A 19461-nucleotide genomic window follows, 5' to 3' on the forward strand; every position below is an offset into this window, starting at 1 on the left:
TATGCTAGACACGCAATGCTATGCGAACATTTTGTCAATGACAATATTTGGCAAGACTGTAGACAATCGTTTGATAATTTTGCAAAACTCACAACCCACATATTCACAACCCTATATCCAATAAGTAATGGAAATAATAAAAACATCAATCCCTGGCGTGCTCATCATTGAGCCGCGAGTTTTCAAAGACTCCCGCGGTTACTTCTTCGAGAGCTTCTCTCAGAGGGAATTCGATGAACCGACGAATGAAGCAAGAGCAGAGTCAAACTTGTTTGAACTTTGCCTTGCAAGGAGGAGGAAGACCGAAGGTCAAAAAGTAACGCCCATTCTTGGGCATAGTATCCACTCGTACAAGACAACGATCCAATGTCATTATACGGCGTGAAGTGTGAATCAGAAATCAATCATCAGTCATTTATGATTAACATCATATCACATCATCCCCGCATATTCTCCCTCATCGCCATCCTCTTCCTCTTTGGTGTCTTCATCATGATATATGAGATACGAAGAGCAATTAAGGTATCAGACGATGACGAGGAATATTAATATTTTTGTTAATTGCTGGTCATTTATGGAAATTGCTGTTTACCCACACAAGTCCGCTTGCGGACAAAGAGATATTCAAGTTATTTCTGTAGTAATCAGCAATTAGTAATCAGCAATCAATAATCTGTCATCAATTATAATGTCTACAGAATCATCATCAAATAATAAACGTATAGCGAAGAACACCCTTCTTCTCTATTTCCGCATGTTCTTCATTATGGCTGTGACGTTATTCACGTCGCGTGTCGTGCTGTCTGCATTGGGAGTAGAGGACTATGGAATATATAATGTTGTTGGAGGTATTGTGGCTATGATGGGTGTGCTTAATGGAGCAATGTCCGTATCAACACAACGATACCTCACCTTTGAACTTGGTCGAGGTGATATGGTGAGGTTAAAACAGACATTTAGTCTTTGCCTTACAATTTTCGTTCTCCTGTCCATTGTTTTGGTTGTGCTGGCTGAAACTATCGGCCTCTGGTTCTTGAATACACAGCTTGTCATTCCTCAGGAACGTATGGCTGCAGCAAACTGGATATATCAGTTCTCTATTCTTTCATGTATATCATCCTTGATAACGATGCCTTACAATGCCGCCATAATAGCACACGAACGCATGAATGTCTATGCGTACGTCGGTATCATTGAGGTGATTTTGAAATTGGTGATAGTATATTTGATATTGATTCTGCCTGCAGACAGACTCATATCATACGGTTTCCTGTTCATGGTCAGCCATTTCATAGTCACAGGCATATATATAGGATATTGCATGAGGAAGTTTGTAGAAACTCGATACTGTTGGTATTGGGAAAAGCCATTGTTCAAAGAGCTTGTCTCGTATTCAGGTTGGAATCTCTTTGGGTCTTTGTCGGGCATTGTCAAGGGGCAAGGACTGAATATACTTCTCAACATGTTCTTTAACCCTGCTGTAAATGCTGCACGTGGTATAGCCTTCCAAATCAATGCAGCCATCACACAGTTCTTCACGAATTTCTATACGGCAGTACGCCCGCAGATTACGAAGTATTATGCACAGGGCAATATGGGGGAAATGCAGAAACTGATTTTCCGCAGTTCAAAATTGTCATTTTATCTGATAATGCTCATCTCATTGCCCATCATTATTGAGGCTCCGTATATCGTCAATTTGTGGCTTGGTCAACTTCCTGAATATGTCGTACCTTTCACAAGGTTGATTATCGCTATATCAGCAGTTGATTGTATGGCAACTCCCCTGATGACAGCTGCCCATGCCACTGGAAATATCAGACTATACCAATCTTCAGTCGGTACAATGACCATCTTGAATGTTCCCATCTCATACATATTTCTTAAACTTGGGTATTCACCGCTCATGGTATTCTATATCTCTTTGGCAATTGCAGTAATATGCCTTTTCATGAGACTGTGGATAGTGCGACGATTGATGGAATTTCCTGTTATGGAGTATATCGTCAAGGTATTCGGCACTTGCTTGATGGTCTGTGCCATATCCCTCATACTTCCTCTTGCAGCGCATCTCATGCTGGAAGAGAGTTTTATCTCTGTGGTTATGGTATGCTTGATTTCACTTCTTTCAAGTATTGTGGGAATCTATTTCATTGGTATGGATTATAAGGAAAAGCAATTCGTGTGGGAGGTTATTAACAAAAAAATATTGCACAAGAAAAATTGATAAAATGGTAAAATTGGCAAATTCTAACGCCTGTACTGGCTGCGGAGCATGTGCTTTCAAGTGTCCGAAAGGCTGCATCACTATGCAGGAGAACAAGATTGGCACCATTCTCCCCCATATAGATGAAAGCTCATGTGTTGGTTGCCATGCCTGTGAAAAGGTATGTCCTGTACTTAATGAGGTTCTGCCATCTCAGTCTCAGAAGGCATACGCAGCATGGTCTTTGGATGACGAAGAACGTAGGACTTCCGCATCAGGAGGCATTGCAGCAGAGATGTATAAATTGGCTGCTGATAATAGTTACAAGATTATTGGAGCCGCACAACAAGAGGATTTCTGCGTCAAACATGAAATGGCTGCATCAATCAAGGCTATCGAAAAGTTCAAGAACTCGAAATATGTTTTCAGCAGTGCATACGATGTTTTTCCTTTAGTCAAGAATGCGATAAGAAACCAACAGAAAGTTCTTTTTATCGGATTGCCATGTCAAGTGGCTGCAATGCGAAAAATCTATGGAAATGCAGAACATCTTTTGCTCGTTGAAGTCGTGTGCCATGGCACGACACCAGTCTCTTATCTCAGACAACATATAGACAAACTGAATAAAGAGGCAGGAGACATCGCGAAACGCATGTCATTTCGCGACCCATATACATATACATATACATTTACATTTACATTATATAACGCTGATAACAAGCTGTTTTACGCCAAGCGCACGAAGGATGGCGATACTTATCAATTCGGCTATCACAGGGCAGTTTCCTATCGTGAGAACTGCTATCATTGCCGATTTGCTAAGCCGGAACGTAACGCAGACATCACCATTGCCGACTATCATGGGTTGGGTCTCGTCAAGCCAGCGGCATACGATGCCAAGAAAGTCTCACTTATTCTTGTAAATAATGAGAAAGGAAGAGACTTTGTAGATAGGCTTATTGCAGAAAAGAGAATCTTTGCGGAAGAAAGACCTTTGGAAGAACCGTTCAAGGGTGAGGCACAGTTGAGGCATCCTTCCTTGAAGACCAAATACAGAAAGATGTTTGAAGAGGATATAGAAAAGTATCATGGCGATTTCGAAAAGGCGATAAAGCGTGCGCAAAATAAATACATGAGAGAAGAAAAGATTAACAGAATAATGGCACTACCAAAATGTGCCGTTAAGAAAATCATAAAAATCATTGGAATAAAATGAAAATAGGAATTATTACAATACACAACTCTCCAAACTATGGAGCTTGTCTCCAATCCTATGCATTGTACAAATATTTAAAACAACAAGGTCATGATGTGGAGATAATAGATTTACATAGGCCAGTAGCATATAAGGACTATGTACCAAGTAAGAAATATGTAGCTTATAGAAGAAAAAAACAAAGTAAAAAGAACTGTGTTAAATCGATGGTAAGGTCACTTTTTGGAATTAAACCGAAAGTATCAAACCTATATTCTGAGGTAGCATTGTCAAAATTCACAGAATTCAACTCGGTTATTAAGTTATCACGTCCATATAGAGGTATAGATGAACTTTATGCAAATCCTCCAAAATATGACTTATACATTTCAGGCAGTGACCAATTATGGAATCCTACACAGATTTATTGTTTAGAACCTTATTTTCTTACGTTTGTACCTCAGGGGCAAGGGAAAAAAATATCTTTTGCTACCAGCATTGGTATAACAGAATTACGTGAGAACGAAGAAAACGACTTTAAAACTTGGTTAGATTCATACGACAGTATTTGTGTTAGGGAAAAACAAGCCCAAAGTCTTCTTCAGAAACTGTTACCGCATAAACATATAGAACAGGTTGCAGATCCCACATTTCTTCTAAGTCCTGACTATTGGAAATCAATAGCCGTTATGCCTGCCCAAAAGGGGTATATATTGGTGTTTACATTACAGTATAATCCAACAATAATAAATTATTGCAGAAAATTGGGCAATGAAAGTGGATTGAATATCTTCGTTTTAGGTCAAATACAACCAGATTTTCCAGACGGAAGTTATGAATCTGTGAAGGATGCCGGTCCCAAAGAATTCCTTGGGTATATTGCAAATGCGGAAATGGTAATAACAGATTCTTTTCATTGTACAGTGTTTTCTTTAATTATGGGTGCTAAGAATTTTTACACATATATATCCCCTGATAACCATAGAGGAAGCAGAATAATAGATTTGCTTGAGACGTATAACTTGAATGATCATTTACTTAATGTTGATTTAAACGATGATTACTCTTTGTTATCATCTAAAGTGATTGATAGGGATTCTGTGGTGCTACAGATTAATGCAGAGTATAAAAGGGCAGCTTCCTTTCTGTCTCAATATTTATAGTTCCCGATAATTATTTATAAATTAAGAAAAGTAGCATGATTGGTTATTTGTGTTTATTTGCATTGTCATTTTTTCTGGTGAAATCATTCTATAAGACTTGCGTGTTCATAATGATATGGTCACTTGTTTTGATGAATTTCAATGTCGGAAATGATTACAATGTTTGGGGATTGACTTCTTATATCGCATTACTCGTTTTTTTTCACAAAATACGAACAGGAGATATAAATATACGTGAATTCCCATTCTGTAAAACGTATGCATTGTTAATCCTTTCATTTGTTCTTGCAGGATTTAGTTTGAAAATTGGAAATGTTGGCTCTATAATCGCTTTTTTTCTTTATCCATTAGTTTCCTGGATGGCTAAGGATAAAATAAATCGATATTGGAGGTTTCTATTAATTAACCTTTCGATTTTTACAATAATAATAATATCCATTGGACTATATGAATTATATATGGGTTTTAACCCTGTGGCTCTATATTTGGAATCACAGAATATAATGACATTTGCAGAAGTTCGTGATGATTATATTAGATTTGGAATGTATAGATGCAGATCTCTAACTGCATGGTGCAGTACTTATGGAGTGGCTTGCGGATTTACAATGATTGCATTTTTATATGCTACTTATTATCGTAGGTTTACTTTTGCGTTATTGTCTTATATTCTATGTGCGTTATTATTGATTGGAGTTATTTCATCAGGTACAAGATCCGTTTATACAGCCGTCTGTATTGGTTTGTTGCCATTAATATTAAATTATGCGTCAAAGTTCAAGTACATTATGTTGCTACTTGTGATTATTGCAGTTGTTTATTTTAATAATCAAGAGCTTTTTGATGAAATTATAGATAGCTTTATCCATAGTGATGAAGCAGGCGGTAGTAGCATTGAATTGAGACAATCACAGTTCCAGGCAGCATACAATTATTATATTCGTCACCCTTTATTTGGAAACGGTATTGGTGCTGTTGGTCAAGCTATGCAAAAGAATGCCCAATTATTAGGAGCAGAGAGTTGTATTTACATCATTATGATTGACAGGGGATTGTTTGGTTTCTTAGCCTACGGATTGTTTAATATCCAAATGATTTGGTATCTATATAAGAATCGAAAGTATAGGGTGATCATGTTTATTCCTATTGCAATTTTGATAGGAAAGATAATTTCTGCATTTATTGATATAAACGAGGTCTATCCAATATTTTGGATTTCAATATTAGTAAAGGCAACGGATGATTATATTTTCGAAAATGTAGGGAAAAGAATAAAAATTAATGTATTGGGTTTGATTAAAATAAAGTAATGAATAATATATCAAACATACACGATTGTTACGGATGTGGCGTATGCGCCACGGTCTGTGCAAAGCAGATTATCACCATTGAGCTGAATGGTGACGGGTTCTACGAACCTAGAATCACGGATGAATCGAAATGTACCAGTTGCGGATTATGTCTCGATGTCTGTGCCTACTCTCATGATGACTTGTCGCTAAAGGATAGATGCATCAAGAGTTATGGTGCATGGAGTAAGGATGAAGCTGTGCGCAGAAAGTGCAGCAGCGGCGGCGTGGGATTCGAACTCGGACGCACGCTTATTGGCAATGGGTATAAAGTCTGCGGTGTGATGTACAATGCCGAGGCTAACAGGGCGGAGCATTATATCGCAACTACTGTTGAAGAACTGATACCATCCATCGGTTCAAAGTATATCCAGAGCTATACGGTTGACGGCTTCAAGGCTATCGACCGCAAACTGAAGTATCTCGTCACTGGAACTCCCTGTCAGATTGACTCATTCCGTCGTTATCTCCAGAAGTTCAAGAAGGAGGACAACTTCGTGTTGATGGACTTCTTTTGTCATGGTGTCCCATCAAAACTGATGTGGGACAAATACGTGAAATGGGCAGAGACAAAGGTGGGAAAACTGACTTACGTCTCATGGCGCAATAAGTTCACGGGATGGCACGACTCATGGGCTATGGCAATTGACGGAACAGAGCATGGCAAGCCAGTAAACTGGCACGAAAGTTACAACTTGTTAATAAGGGGGAAAAAAAGTTTCTTAAACAGCCGACTGTCGCAAGGCGACATGTTCTACCGCTTGTTCCTAAGCGATGCGTGCCTCGGCAAGGCGTGTTACGAGAAATGCAAATACAAGTATGACCAGTCATCAGCAGACATCCGCATTGGTGATGCTTGGGGCAGTCACTACAAGGAAGACGAGAAAGGAGTGAGCGCAGCTATCGCATTTACGGAGAAGGGCAATGAACTTTTGCAACGGTGTAACTGCGAGTTGGAAGAATTACCATTTGATGTGGTTGCTGAAGGTCAAATGAAAACCTGCACATCTATCAGCAAATTACATACATCTATCAAGAACGCCTTAGCCAATTCAGCAACAGATATTCAAGGTGTGTATCAACTGGTAATCCAAGAAGACAAACGCAGAAGGAATATCCAGCGCATCAAGCACCCTCTAAGGACAATCAAGAATATCATTAAGAAATTATGCAAATAATATGAGAATAAAAACGATAACTTGTCATGATGTGTATAATTTTGGAGCATCATTGCAAGCATACGCATTACAACAGTTTCTTGTAGGACGTGGTCATCAAGTTGAGATTATTGACTATCTACCTACCTATAAGCACTTTTATGAATGGTTGAAAATCTGTGAATTAGGTTTTATTGGAAGACTTGGTGTCAAACTGCCTTTCTTTAAACCAATCTTTGCATTGATTCAACATAGGAAATGGCTTAAGGAACTCTTGAAGATATACAGATTCAAATCATTCAAGAAGAATAAATTGTCGTGTACGAAACAATCATATAAAAGCATTGAAGAGTTAATAAACAACAAACCTAAAGCTGATTTGTATATAGCTGGAAGCGATCAAATTTGGAATACTGCATTTCTGAACGGATTAGATCCCGCCTATTATTGCATGTTTGAAAAAGACAAGAATAAATGTATTTCTTATGCGGCAAGTTTTGCGTTAACGTCTATACCAAGTGAACATCATGAGTTCGTAAAGAAAGGATTATCAAATTTCCGTTCTATATCTGTAAGGGAACAATCTGGAGTTAAGATTGCAAATGAATTTGGATTTGAAGCAACCAATGTCCTTGATCCTGTTTTCTTACTAAACAAAGAAGAATGGAAAAAAGTTATCAAGAAACAGCATAAAGGTAAATATTTGTTGGTGTATGATTTTTCTACGAAAGACCCTAGAATAGATGAGATTGCCCAAAAGATTGCCATGGAAAGAGGTCTTGATGTCTATTCTTTCAATAGCGATAAACCATACATATCAAAGGTATTGAGAAATTGTGGTCCAATAGAATTTTTAGAATGGATAAACGATGCAGATATGGTTTTATCCAATTCATTTCATGCTACGGCTTTCAGCACAATATTCCAGCGTGATTTCTATACGATACCATTATTAGGCTATGGCAATAGCTCAAGGATGAAAGATTTCTTGGATATGGTTGGTTTGTCTTCAAGATATATAAATGATATAAAGCAAATAGATGTGTCAAAACATATCGACTACGACAATATCAAGCCTCTATTGGAGGCTAAAAGAAAAGAGTCTATTTCGTGGTTGATAAAACATATAAGAAGATGAAAGTACTTTGGTTTGAAATATCTACTCCGTCAAGATATAAGGACGATGGTAGAGTAGTGTGCGGATGGCAAGATGCTCTTGAACATATAGTTAAAGATTGTCGTGAAATCGAGCTATATATTGCATTTGAGACAGAGGAGCCTGATGCGAAGGTGAAGGTGATAGATGGAGTGACTTACATTCCTATGATCACCCACTATTCTTTTGCTGAACGAAAATTAAGCAATTGGACGTGGAAAGTGAATGAGGATAAGGTTATTCCTCTCGGCAGAAAAGTAATTGAGGAATATCAGCCAGATATAATTCATGTCTTCGGCAATGAATGGCCTTTTGGACTGTTGGCTCAATATACTGACATACCTCTTGTTATACATATCCAAGGAAGTATTATTCCATACAACAATGCCCTTTATCCTCCGAAGTATAACGGATATACTTTTGTAAGAGCGGCAGGATGGAACTTGCGCAAAGATTGGCATAGATTGAATGGTTATTATAAAGACAAATCTCGCTTAGAGATGGAGGAGAGGACATGGAAGTGTGTTAAACACTATATGGGAAGAACCTCGTGGGATAAGGCTTTGGTGAATACGCTTACTAAGGGTAGTACTTATCATCATGTAGAGGAGGCCTTGAGACCAACGTTCCTCGAAAACACAAAGCTATGGAGCTGCCCTAACGGAGGGAAACTTCGATTGTTGTCAACTGGTTGCAGCTCGTTTTGGAAGGGTATCGATGTAATGCTAAAGACAGCCCATGCGCTTAAAGAAGCTGGAGTGGACTTCGAATGGAATGTGGCTGGCGGCTTGAGCAGTGAGCTAAAAGAGATAGTTGAGAAGAAAGAGGGATTGAGATATGCTGACAATAATATCAATATTCTTGGTTTCTGTACGCCAGAACAATTGATAGACATGATGTGCAATTCAACAATGTATGTGCATACGGCTTATATCGAGAACAGTCCTAATTCCATTTGCGAGGCGCAACTTGTTGGAATGCCGATTGTTTCAACTATGGTAGGAGGCATTTCTACATTAGTGTGCAATGGTGAGGAAGGAGACTTGCTTCCAGCCAACGATCCATGGCAGATAGCAAATGCAATAATTGAATTATCAAAAGACAATGAGCGCATGATGCGATACTCTAAGAATTCTCGTCAGCATGCCCTTGAAAGGCATAATCCAGAGAATATCATGAACCAGTTATTGAAATGTTATAAGGATTTGGTAAAACAATGAAAAGATTATTATACAACTGAAATTTCGCTTTAAGAAAAGCATATAATTATAAAATCGTATTCAATCATGCCCATCCCCTCCACCACCATACTCTCCCTTGATGCACAGCTCTCACTCCTGTAAGCCAATGCTTTGCATTACGACACCGAGCTGTCAAACCTCTATCACGAGCTCTTCATGACTGTCATTATTGCCATTTCTTTGCGGTGGAGGAGAGCGCATGATGAGAAGGTGGTATCTGCCAGCTATATACCAAGAACAAGGGGGTATATACTAAGTGGGCGAAGACGGTGTGATTGGGAATCAGTAATCAATAATCATAGTCATTAATCAGTTATCAACTTTTTATGGAAATTATTAAAACAAATATCCCCGGTGTGCTCATTATTGAGCCCCGTGTCTTCAAAGACTCCCGTGGCTATTTCTTCGAGAGCTTCTCTCAGCGGGAATTTGACGAGAAAGTAACGCCCATCCTTGGGCATAGTATCAACTTTGTGCAAGACAACGAGTCGATGTCATCATACGGTGTGATGCGAGGTCTTCACTATCAGCGTATGCCCTATACGCAGAGCAAACTCGTGCGATGTGTCAAAGGCGCTGTCCTTGACGTAGCCGTTGACATCCGTAAAGGCTCGCCGACATTCGGGCAGCATGTGGCAGTAGAATTGACAGAAGACAATCATCGTCAGTTTTTTATCCCAAGAGGCTTTACACATGGCTTCGCCGTTCTCTCCGAAACCGCCGTTTTCCAATACAAGTGCGACGAGTTCTATCACCCCGAGGCCGATGGCGGCATCAATATCAAGGACGAATCCCTTGGTATTGACTGGCGCATACCGATGGAGAAAGCGATACTCAGCGAGAAAGACTTGAAGCATGCATGTCTAAAGGATGCAGTGCTTGACTTTGATATAAACGACAAGTTGTACTAATCATCTTCACTGTTCAGATACTGCCTGTTTTTAATGAGCAACTTTTCAGGTAAGTCTGAATGGTGGAGATACGTTAAGATAAATATATGAAAGGTATAGTATTAGCCGGTGGCAGTGGTACCAGGTTGTACCCCATCACCAAAGGCATCAGCAAGCAGCTGATTCCCATTTTCGACAAACCGATGATTTATTATCCTATCTCTGTGTTGATGCTCGCCGGCATCCGTGAGATATTGATAATCAGTACTCCATTTGATTTGCCAGGATTCAAGCGACTGCTTGGCGATGGTAGTGATTTCGGAGTTAAGTTCGAGTATGCCGAGCAACCATCACCCGATGGTCTCGCACAGGCATTCACTATAGGTGCAGACTTTATTGGTGATGATGCTGCATGTCTTGTGCTTGGTGATAATATCTTCCAGGGGGCAGGCTTGACGAATATGCTGATAGAAGCTGTACGCACTGCCGAGGAAGACAAGAAGGCTACTGTCTTTGGATATTGGGTAAGCGATCCCGAAAGATATGGAGTGGCTGAGTTTGATGCAGACGGCAATTGTCTTAGCATTGAGGAAAAGCCAGAGCATCCAAAGAGCAATTATGCAGTAGTCGGCCTGTACTTCTATCCCAACAAAGTGGTAGATGTGGCAAAGACCATCAAGCCATCAGCAAGAGGAGAATATGAGATAACAACAGTTAATCAGCGATTCCTCGAAGATGGAGAGCTGAAGGTACAGACTTTAGGCCGTGGCTTCGCATGGCTCGACACAGGTACGCATGATTCACTATCTGAGGCTTCTACATATATAGAGGTATTGGAGAAACGTCAGGGTTTGAAGGTTGCCTGTCTTGAAGGCATCGCCTTCCGCAAGGGATGGATTACTGCCGACAAGATGCGAGAACTCGCCAAGCCGATGTTGAAGAACCAGTACGGACAATATCTTTTGCAGGTTGTTGAAGAAGTGGAAAGAACAGGAAAAGCTAATCTTTAAGGACGATGAATATATTAGTTACAGGCGCTAATGGTCAGCTTGGAAACGAGATGAGAATCATTAGCAAGCAAAGCGAAGATAAGTACATCTTCACGGACGTAAATCAGGTGGAGGGAATTGAGACCACTTACCTTGATATTACCGACTTGGATGCTGTGCGCAAGATCGTAGCTGAAAATGATGTGAACGCTATCGTCAACTGTGCTGCATGGACTAACGTGGATGGGGCGGAAGACCCAGAGAAATATTCGTTGGTTGAGAAACTTAATGCTACTGCTCCCGAGAATCTTGCCAAGGCGATGAAGGAGGTTGACGGATGGCTTGTGCAGATTTCCACAGATTATGTGTTTGGCAAGGAACCCTATAATACACCTTGCAAGGAAGATCAGAAAGGAACACCAACAGGAGTGTATGGTGCTACTAAGCTCCTTGGCGAACAGAAGATTATTGCCACAGGATGCAAGTACATAATCATCCGTACTGCTTGGTTATATTCGGAGTTTGGCAAGAATTTCTGTAAGACCATGCTCAACCTTACTTCCACAAAACCGCAGTTGAAGGTAGTGTTTGACCAATGCGGCACTCCTACGTATGCTTGGGACTTGGCAACTGCCATTATTGCAACTCTCAAGAACCCCGTAGAAGGAGTTTATCACTATAGCAACGAGGGAGTATGCTCATGGTATGACTTTACGAAGATGATAGCAGAGTATAGCGGTCAGACATCATGCGATATTCAGCCTTGTCATTCCGACGAGTTCCCAAGTCCCGTTACTCGTCCAAGTTATTCCGTGCTTGACAAGACCAAAATCAAGGAAACCTTTGGAATCAAAGTGCCGTATTGGACGGACTCATTAAAGAAGTGTATCAACAACATTAATAAGAAATAGAAAAAAGCAAGACAATTATGAAAAGAAATATAGTTATCACTGGCGGAGCCGGATTTATCGGCTCGCATGTCGTTCGCCTCTTCGTGAACAAATACCCAGAGTATAACATCATCAACTTAGACAAACTTACATACGCTGGTAATCTTGCCAATCTCAAGGACATCGAGGACAAACCAAATTATAAGTTCGTCAAGATGGACATCTGCGACTTCGATGCTTTCTATCAGCTGATGCAGGACGAGAAGATTGACGGTATCATCCATCTCGCTGCCGAGAGCCATGTGGACCGCTCAATTAAAGACCCCTTTACTTTCGCACGCACCAACGTGATGGGTACGCTCTCTCTGCTGCAGGCAGCAAAGCTCTATTGGGAGTCACTGCCTGAGAAATACGAGGGCAAGCGCTTCTACCATATCTCTACAGACGAGGTGTATGGAGCACTGTCGATGACTCATCCCGAGGGTATCGAACCGCCCTTCACCACCAAGGCTTCTTCATCACAGCATCATGAGGCTTACGGAGAAGACTTCTTCCTGGAGACAACCAAGTATAATCCTCATTCTCCCTATTCGGCATCAAAGGCCGGTTCAGACCACTTTGTGCGTGCCTTCCACGACACATACGGAATGCCAACTATCGTCACCAACTGCTCGAACAACTACGGTCCGTATCAGTTCCCCGAGAAGCTCATCCCGTTGTTCATCAACAATATCCGCAACCGCAAGCCATTGCCGGTATATGGCAAGGGTGAGAACGTGCGCGACTGGTTGTATGTAGTGGATCATGCCCGCGCCATCGACCTCATCTTCCATGAGGGCAAGGTGGCTGAGACCTACAACATCGGCGGATTCAACGAGTGGAAGAACATCGACATCATCAAGGTGGTGATCAACACCGTTGACCGTCTGCTCGGACGCAAGGAAGGCGAGGACATGGACCTTATCACCTACGTCACTGACCGACTTGGACATGACGCCCGCTATGCCATCGACTCAACAAAGTTGCAGAGAGAGCTCGGTTGGGAGCCCAGCCTGCAGTTCGAGGAGGGTATCGAGAAGACAGTGAAGTGGTATCTCGAAAACCAAGAGTGGCTTGACAACGTGACAAGCGGCGACTATCAGAAGTATTACGAGAATATGTATAATAAATGAAAGACAAGAGAGTTATAGCAATACACTTGCCCCAGTTTTATCCATTTCCCGAAAATGATGAATGGTGGGGAAAAGGGTTTACAGAGTGGAGGAATGTCACCAAAGCTAAGCCAAGGTTTCGAGGTCACTATCAGCCCCACCTTCCCGCTGATTTAGGTTTTTATGATTTAAGACTTAAGGAATGTAGGATGGAGCAGGAGAAACTGGCCAAGGAATATGGAATAGATGGCTTTTGCTACTATCACTATTGGTTCAATGGTCATCTTATTATGGAAAAACCTGTAGAAGCGAAGTTGGCAAACAAAGAAGAGGATTTGCCATTCATGTTCTGTTGGGCCAATGAGGACTGGCACAGGAATTGGGCTGGAGGATATAATGAAACACTGATATCGCAAAACTATTCCAAAGAAGATGACATAGAACACTTTAAATATCTCTTGCCATACTTTAAGGATGAAAGATATATAAGAGTAAATGGTAAACCTGTATTCTGTGTCTATAAGGCTTCGCTAATGCCCGATTACAACAAATTCGTTGAGACATGGCAGGCTTTGGCTAAAGAGAATGGATTTGAACTTTACATGTGTGCATTTGAGGCTTCTGGTGAATGGGGAAAGAAATACAGACGAGCAGATGCATATGTTGAGTTTCAACCTCAAAATAAGGAGGGCTTTGACAGAAAATATAATCCACTGTTGAAGATGGGTAGAAAATTCGGTTGGAAAACAAGATTTAATGAGATGACTCCATACGGTCCTTATGTGAATTTTCAGATTAATAAGAAGAACACTATAGACTACAAGCGATACCCCTCATTATGTCCAAGTTGGGATAACGCCTGTCGAAGAGTTGGGCAGCCATTTCAAGCATTAAGAAATGCCAACCCTTCTGATTTTAGAAGATGGTTAGATCACTTGTACCACACTTTTACACCGTTTAGCAAAGAGGAGAATTTCATATTTATAAACGCATGGAATGAGTGGGCTGAGGGCTGTCATCTTGAACCAGATCAGAAGTGGGGGCGAGGTTACTTGGAGGCCATAAAAGCTGTAATTGAAAAGTATAATTGAAATGAAAACAGAAGTAATAGCATTATATCTTCCACAGTTTCATCCAATACCCGAGAATGATGAATGGTGGGGAAAGGGTTTTACAGAGTGGACAAATGTTGGCAAAGCAAGGCCTCTGTTCAAAGGTCATAATCAGCCAAGGGTACCAGCCGATTTGGGGTACTATGACCTTCGTGTGAAAGAAGTGCGAGAACAACAAGTTGAATTAGCACGTGAGGCAGGTGTCTCATCGTTCTGTTATTGGCACTATTGGTTTGGCAACGGAAAACGACTCATGGCAACAATATTTGATGAGGTGCTTGAGTCCGGTAGACCGGATTTTCCATTCTGCCTTGCTTGGGCGAACCATAGCTGGTATAACAAAACATGGAATCCTGACGGAAGTACCGAAAAGAAACTCTTGATAGAGCAGACATATCCAGGCATAGAGGATATGAGAATGCACTTTGAATTTCTGCTGAAGGCTTTCAAGGATAGTAGATACACCAAAATAGCAGGAAGTCCTCTCTTGTATATCTTCGATGCAGAACATCTGCCAAAAGAGTATGTTAATAATCTTCGACAATGGACAAAGGAGGCTGGATTCCCAGATCTCTATCTTGTGGCAAATGCACCAGACAATACTGTGGAAAGCAAGTTCTTCATAGAGAAGGGTTACAATGCCGTAACATATACCCGATTACGTGATGCTTCTGTAATTGACTTTGGAAATTCAGACCTAAAGCGCAAGTTAGGTAAGGCATTGGGTAGGGTAAAAGGGATAATAACGCATCGCCCCCCATATCTTTTTGATTATGCCAAGGCAAGTAAGAAATTTATTACTGAGGTTGAAAAGCAAGAGGAAGTCATTCCAGTAATCATACCGCAATGGGATCATAGTCCAAGAAGTGGTTGGAATGGCATTATGTTTGACAACTCAACTCCAGAGGCTTTCGGACTTCATGTCAGAGATGCTCTGAATGCTATCGAGAATAAAAAAGAGGAACATCATATCCTTATGCTCAAATCATGGAATGAGTGGGCAGAAGGAAACTATATGGAACCTGATCTGAAATTCGGAAAGGGGTATATCAAAGCATTGAAGGAGGCATTGGACAGTAATGAAAAATAACAATGTCAAGTTTACCATCCAAAACCAGATGTGTACGGGATGCGGAATATGCGAGGATGTCTGTCCGAAACACTGCATCACGATAAAAAGGATGAACGGAGAACATAGACCCGTGCTCGATGATGTGGTTTGCAACAAGTGTGGCAAGTGCCTAAGGGTGTGCCCTGGTGTAGGCATTGAGTTCCAGCAGTATCAGGTGGCATCAGAAAGTGTAAAGAAGGATAAGTTTATCGGCAAATATGTGGGTCTGCATACTGGTTATGCATTGGATGAGGATATACGATATCATTCTGCCAGTGGCGGTATGGTGAGTCAGTTTCTTATCTATCTACTGGAAAAGAGAGTAATAGATGGAGCTGTGGTGACAGGATATAAGGAGGATCATATTACTCCTTACACATATATTGCATGCAGTCGTGAAGAGATAATCAAAGCTCGCAGTTCGAAGTATTGCCCTGTTGCATTCAATAAAGTGGGCAATAAGATTGCGACACTCACAGAAGGCAAGTATGTGATAGTGGGCACGCCTTGCCATATCCAGGGCTTCCGCAAACGTATGTCTATCGACCGTAAGTTAAGGGAACGAATCATTGGATTGTTTGCTATCTATTGTTCAAGCGGACGAACTTTCAATGGTCAAGATTTCCTTTTCCAACATTATGGTGTTAAGAAGAATGACATACAATATTTCGCTTTTCGTGACCATGGTTGCATGGGGTATCTTACTATCAATGCCGCAGAGAAAAATATATCTATTCCTTTCAATCAATATTATGGCAGTATGCTTAGAAGTTTCTTTAAGTTACATCGTTGCCTGACCTGTATAGACCACTATGGCGAATTGGCAGATGTATGCTTTGGTGATATTCATATACATCCATACGATAAGGACAAGATTGGAACCTCATCTTGGATTACACGTACCGATTTTTGGGAAGAACAATTCCGTAATGCAGTACGTGATGGCTATATCATGATGGATGATATTGATGCAGAGACTATGAATAGAGGTCAGGCTACCATGTTGTATCCCAAGAGCAGAAGGGCACATGCTGTTATGAATATGGATAGGATGCTTGGACGTGCAGTACCTCAATATGATCGCATGCTTGCACAACCATCTATCAAGGATTATATGAGTGAAATAATATGCCATTGCCAGCGTTTCCTCGGAAGACATAGAGGCCTTTGGTGGATAATAGAACTTATAAGCAAAGGAAAATAGTATATGAAATTAGGACTTTGTCTAAAATACGAGCAACAGAATTATGGAAGCAAACTGCAAGCGCGTGCTACTATTCTGCTTTTTGAAGAACTTGGACATGAGTGTAAGGTTATTCACTATGGTAAGGCGGGCTTGTGGTTCAAACTGAAAGCTTTGCCAAGACTGTTTAATAGAACTTTTCGCCAAGATAAGCTTGTAGAGTGGAATATTGCACGCTCGTTTAAGCAGCATCCGGAGGTAAGCGAGGAATTGCAACTCAGGAGGAAGACTTTCAAGGATTATGATAAGAAATACTTTGATCAATATGAAGTCTATGGTGCAAAGTATGTTGACATTCAGCGTATAGCATATGATTATGAGGCTATTGTAACATGTAGCGATCAGTTGTGGTCACCTTCTGGTTTGGGCACCAATTTCTACAATCTGATGTTTGTGCCTGACAGTATTAATAAGGTGTCGTTTGCCAGTAGTTTTGGTGTGAGTCAGATACCTTCTTTCCAGAAAAAAGCGACTGCCAAATATTTGCGCAGAATAGAGCACGTCAGCTGTCGCGAAAACCGAGGTGCAGAAATCGTAAAGGAACTAACTGGTCGCGATGTTCCCGTTTTAATGGATCCTGTCTTTGCATTCAATAAAGAACAATGGTCAAATATTATTCGAGAAGAAAAAGTGTATGATGAGGCATATCTGCTTTGCTTCCTGTTAGGCGATACGATTGCATATCGTGAAGCCGTGAAGGCGTTTGCAATACAGAAGGACTTGAAAATTGTCACGCTAAGATTCCTTGATCAGTATGTGGAATATGATGCTAACTTTGGTGATATAGCTCCATACGATGCTGATCCAAACCGATTGTTGAACATCTTGCGAGGAGCCAAGTATGTAATAACTGATTCGTTCCATATTTGTGCTTTCAGTATCATCATGCACAAACAGTTTGCCATCTTCAATCGCTATAGTGATAGCAACGGTTCGTCAAAAAATTCACGCATAGATACAGTCTGTGGAAACCTCAATCTGAATGACAGGCGTGTGAATGCTAATAGCAAATTAGTTGACATTATGGATAGACCTATAGATTGGGGTAAAGTAGATAACGCATTAGCTGAGTATGCAAAGAAGATGAGAGAATATCTGAATCAAGCTTTGAAGAAATGATGCTGATGAAATTTTTGGCTTTATTCATATCGCTTTTATTCTCTATTGTTAATGTGTCAGCACAGGGGGTTCCTTCTTGGATAGAACTGAAAACCTATTACGTATCATCATCAACTGGGAATGACAAGAATGACGGTTTATCAGCTTTATCCGCAAAACAGCATATATACTCTGTTCCAGTCAAAGAATCAGCAAGGGTCAGACTGAAATGTAATGATGTTTTTTTTGAGCGAGTGTTTGGCTATAAAAATTCCATTATTGAAAGTTATGGTGATGGAGATAAGCCTGTGATTTGTGGATTAAAGATTCTTAAAGACACAAATGCATGGGTGCTTGTTGGAAATAATATCTGGGTGCTTGATTTGTCTGATGAGACAAAATTTGATGGCTATAGCGCCTCGGTATGTTCCAACAAGACTGTAGTCAATAATGTAGGGTTAATATATAATTCAAAAAGCGATAAGGTATATGGTCATCTTGTCTGTAGTAAAGACTCACTCAAGAAGAGTGGAGATTTCTATACAACAGAACAGCATTCGCAAAGCTTTTTTACCAAGCAACCGATAAGCAAGTTGTATTGGAAAATTGATGTAGCCCCAAGGAAATTGGGCTGTTTGGCATTTTCTATGTATGATGTTGGAATCAAATCCATGGAGAGCTGCACAATAAAAGATATTGCTATTGCTGGGTTTTCAATTCATGGAGTTACGGGGTGTAACGATTGTCTGATAGAGAATTGTCAGATAGACTTGATAGGAGGTGCAATGTTCGTGCGAGATAAAGATCCATGGTGCAGATACGGAAATGGAATAGAGTTTTGGTCAAGTTGCAATGGCAATAATGTGATAAATTGCATAATCAGTCGTACCTTTGATTGTGCAACCACAATTCAAGGCAATCAGACAAGTAAGGTAATTGTGAAGAATAATCATTTTGTAGGCAACAGAATCTACCATTGTAGACAAGCTTTTGAGCACTTTCTTAATGATCAGGGACAGGATTTCGGCTCGGCTTACGAAAACTGTTCGTTTGAAAGAAATATAGCGTACGAGATGGGGTATAATGAGTTTTCTTCTCCAGAGCCAAGGGACTGCAATATTCTATCGTATGAGACTAAACGGAAGTCAATAGACATCTGCGATAATACCTTTTATGGCGGTAATTACATGTATGGCAGTTGGATGAACTCCGGAAAACAGAAGAATAAGGTCTATCTGTATTCCGACCAGTACTTGTTTCACACACATTGGAAGACTGGATTTAAGCCATTGCTTTCAGGAAGCGCATCCTCCAATCTGTCATTTGTTACTCTGACGGCTGATGATACGGAGTTTATTGTTGTCAGCCGGTGTTCGCTAAAGACCTGGTTGATTAAAAGAAGAATACTCAAGCAGGTAAATTGGAAACCAGTTGGTGCTTTGAGAAGATATATTCAGAAAGGAAGTGGCTATGGCAAGTAAGAGTGATGAAAAAATGGCTTGCTAATTAA

General features: G+C 40.6%; 17 protein-coding genes and 1 pseudogene. All 18 read left to right on the forward strand.

The genetic code is table 11. The annotated features are described in order from the left end of the window. Positions 1–127: 127 nt before the first annotated feature. Positions 128–238 (forward strand): annotated as a pseudogene (locus CIK98_RS09020) (dTDP-4-dehydrorhamnose 3,5-epimerase family protein); the annotation flags it as partial. Positions 239–417: 179 nt separating this feature from the next. Next, positions 418–549, forward strand: coding sequence for a hypothetical protein (locus CIK98_RS18940; RefSeq protein ID WP_256387769.1), 132 nt, complete (start codon positions 418–420; stop codon positions 547–549). Positions 550–688: 139 nt separating this feature from the next. Further along, complete coding sequence (locus CIK98_RS09025) at positions 689–2227, forward strand: lipopolysaccharide biosynthesis protein (protein WP_094383908.1); 1539 nt, start codon at positions 689–691, stop codon at positions 2225–2227. Between the two features lie 4 nt (positions 2228–2231). Then, positions 2232–3422 carry a Coenzyme F420 hydrogenase/dehydrogenase, beta subunit C-terminal domain gene (locus tag CIK98_RS09030; RefSeq protein WP_094383909.1) on the forward strand — a complete coding sequence of 397 codons (1191 nt, stop codon included), beginning with the start codon at positions 2232–2234 and terminating at the stop codon, positions 3420–3422. After that, positions 3419–4564 carry a polysaccharide pyruvyl transferase family protein gene (locus CIK98_RS09035; RefSeq protein ID WP_094383910.1) on the forward strand — a complete coding sequence of 382 codons (1146 nt, stop codon included), beginning with the start codon at positions 3419–3421 and terminating at the stop codon, positions 4562–4564. Before CIK98_RS09030 ends, CIK98_RS09035 begins: the two co-directional genes overlap by 4 nt. A gap of 110 nt (positions 4565–4674) precedes the next feature. Continuing rightward, positions 4675–5874 carry an O-antigen ligase gene (locus tag CIK98_RS09040; RefSeq protein WP_141210486.1) on the forward strand — a complete coding sequence of 400 codons (1200 nt, stop codon included), beginning with the start codon at positions 4675–4677 and terminating at the stop codon, positions 5872–5874. Then, positions 5874–7091 carry a Coenzyme F420 hydrogenase/dehydrogenase, beta subunit C-terminal domain gene (locus tag CIK98_RS09045; RefSeq protein ID WP_094383912.1) on the forward strand — a complete coding sequence of 406 codons (1218 nt, stop codon included), beginning with the start codon at positions 5874–5876 and terminating at the stop codon, positions 7089–7091. The genes CIK98_RS09040 and CIK98_RS09045 overlap by 1 nt, the downstream gene beginning before the upstream one ends. Before the next feature lies 1 nt (position 7092). Then, complete coding sequence (locus CIK98_RS09050) at positions 7093–8208, forward strand: polysaccharide pyruvyl transferase family protein (protein WP_094383913.1); 1116 nt, start codon at positions 7093–7095, stop codon at positions 8206–8208. After that, complete coding sequence (locus CIK98_RS09055; protein ID WP_094383914.1) at positions 8205–9446, forward strand: glycosyltransferase family 4 protein; 1242 nt, start codon at positions 8205–8207, stop codon at positions 9444–9446. Before CIK98_RS09050 ends, CIK98_RS09055 begins: the two co-directional genes overlap by 4 nt. A gap of 347 nt (positions 9447–9793) precedes the next feature. Further along, positions 9794–10378: a dTDP-4-dehydrorhamnose 3,5-epimerase gene (rfbC, locus tag CIK98_RS09060; protein ID WP_094383915.1), complete on the forward strand. Its 585-nt coding sequence runs from the start codon at positions 9794–9796 to the stop codon at positions 10376–10378. 86 nt (positions 10379–10464) lie between these two features. After that, the gene (rfbA, locus tag CIK98_RS09065) at positions 10465–11367 is read left to right on the forward strand and encodes a glucose-1-phosphate thymidylyltransferase RfbA (protein WP_094383916.1); all 903 of its coding nucleotides are present in this window, start codon (positions 10465–10467) and stop codon (positions 11365–11367) included. Between the two features lie 5 nt (positions 11368–11372). Continuing rightward, positions 11373–12257, forward strand: coding sequence for a dTDP-4-dehydrorhamnose reductase (gene rfbD, locus CIK98_RS09070; RefSeq protein WP_094383917.1), 885 nt, complete (start codon positions 11373–11375; stop codon positions 12255–12257). Between the two features lie 17 nt (positions 12258–12274). Continuing rightward, a complete protein-coding gene (locus tag CIK98_RS09075; RefSeq protein WP_094383918.1) occupies positions 12275–13408 on the forward strand; it encodes a dTDP-glucose 4,6-dehydratase in 1134 nt (377 codons plus the stop codon). Beyond that, the gene (locus CIK98_RS09080; protein ID WP_094383919.1) at positions 13405–14478 is read left to right on the forward strand and encodes a glycoside hydrolase family 99-like domain-containing protein; all 1074 of its coding nucleotides are present in this window, start codon (positions 13405–13407) and stop codon (positions 14476–14478) included. Before CIK98_RS09075 ends, CIK98_RS09080 begins: the two co-directional genes overlap by 4 nt. Before the next feature lies 1 nt (position 14479). Then, positions 14480–15589: a glycoside hydrolase family 99-like domain-containing protein gene (locus CIK98_RS09085; RefSeq protein WP_172409882.1), complete on the forward strand. Its 1110-nt coding sequence runs from the start codon at positions 14480–14482 to the stop codon at positions 15587–15589. Next, positions 15579–16814, forward strand: coding sequence for a Coenzyme F420 hydrogenase/dehydrogenase, beta subunit C-terminal domain (locus tag CIK98_RS09090; protein WP_094383920.1), 1236 nt, complete (start codon positions 15579–15581; stop codon positions 16812–16814). Before CIK98_RS09085 ends, CIK98_RS09090 begins: the two co-directional genes overlap by 11 nt. A 3-nt stretch (positions 16815–16817) precedes the next feature. After that, positions 16818–17972 carry a polysaccharide pyruvyl transferase family protein gene (locus CIK98_RS09095; protein WP_094383921.1) on the forward strand — a complete coding sequence of 385 codons (1155 nt, stop codon included), beginning with the start codon at positions 16818–16820 and terminating at the stop codon, positions 17970–17972. Continuing rightward, a complete protein-coding gene (locus tag CIK98_RS09100) occupies positions 17969–19432 on the forward strand; it encodes a right-handed parallel beta-helix repeat-containing protein (RefSeq protein WP_094383922.1) in 1464 nt (487 codons plus the stop codon). Before CIK98_RS09095 ends, CIK98_RS09100 begins: the two co-directional genes overlap by 4 nt. The last annotated feature ends 29 nt before the right edge of the window (positions 19433–19461 follow it).

The sequence above is a fragment of the Prevotella sp. P2-180 genome (genome assembly GCF_002251435.1).
Taxonomy (GTDB): domain Bacteria; phylum Bacteroidota; class Bacteroidia; order Bacteroidales; family Bacteroidaceae; genus Prevotella.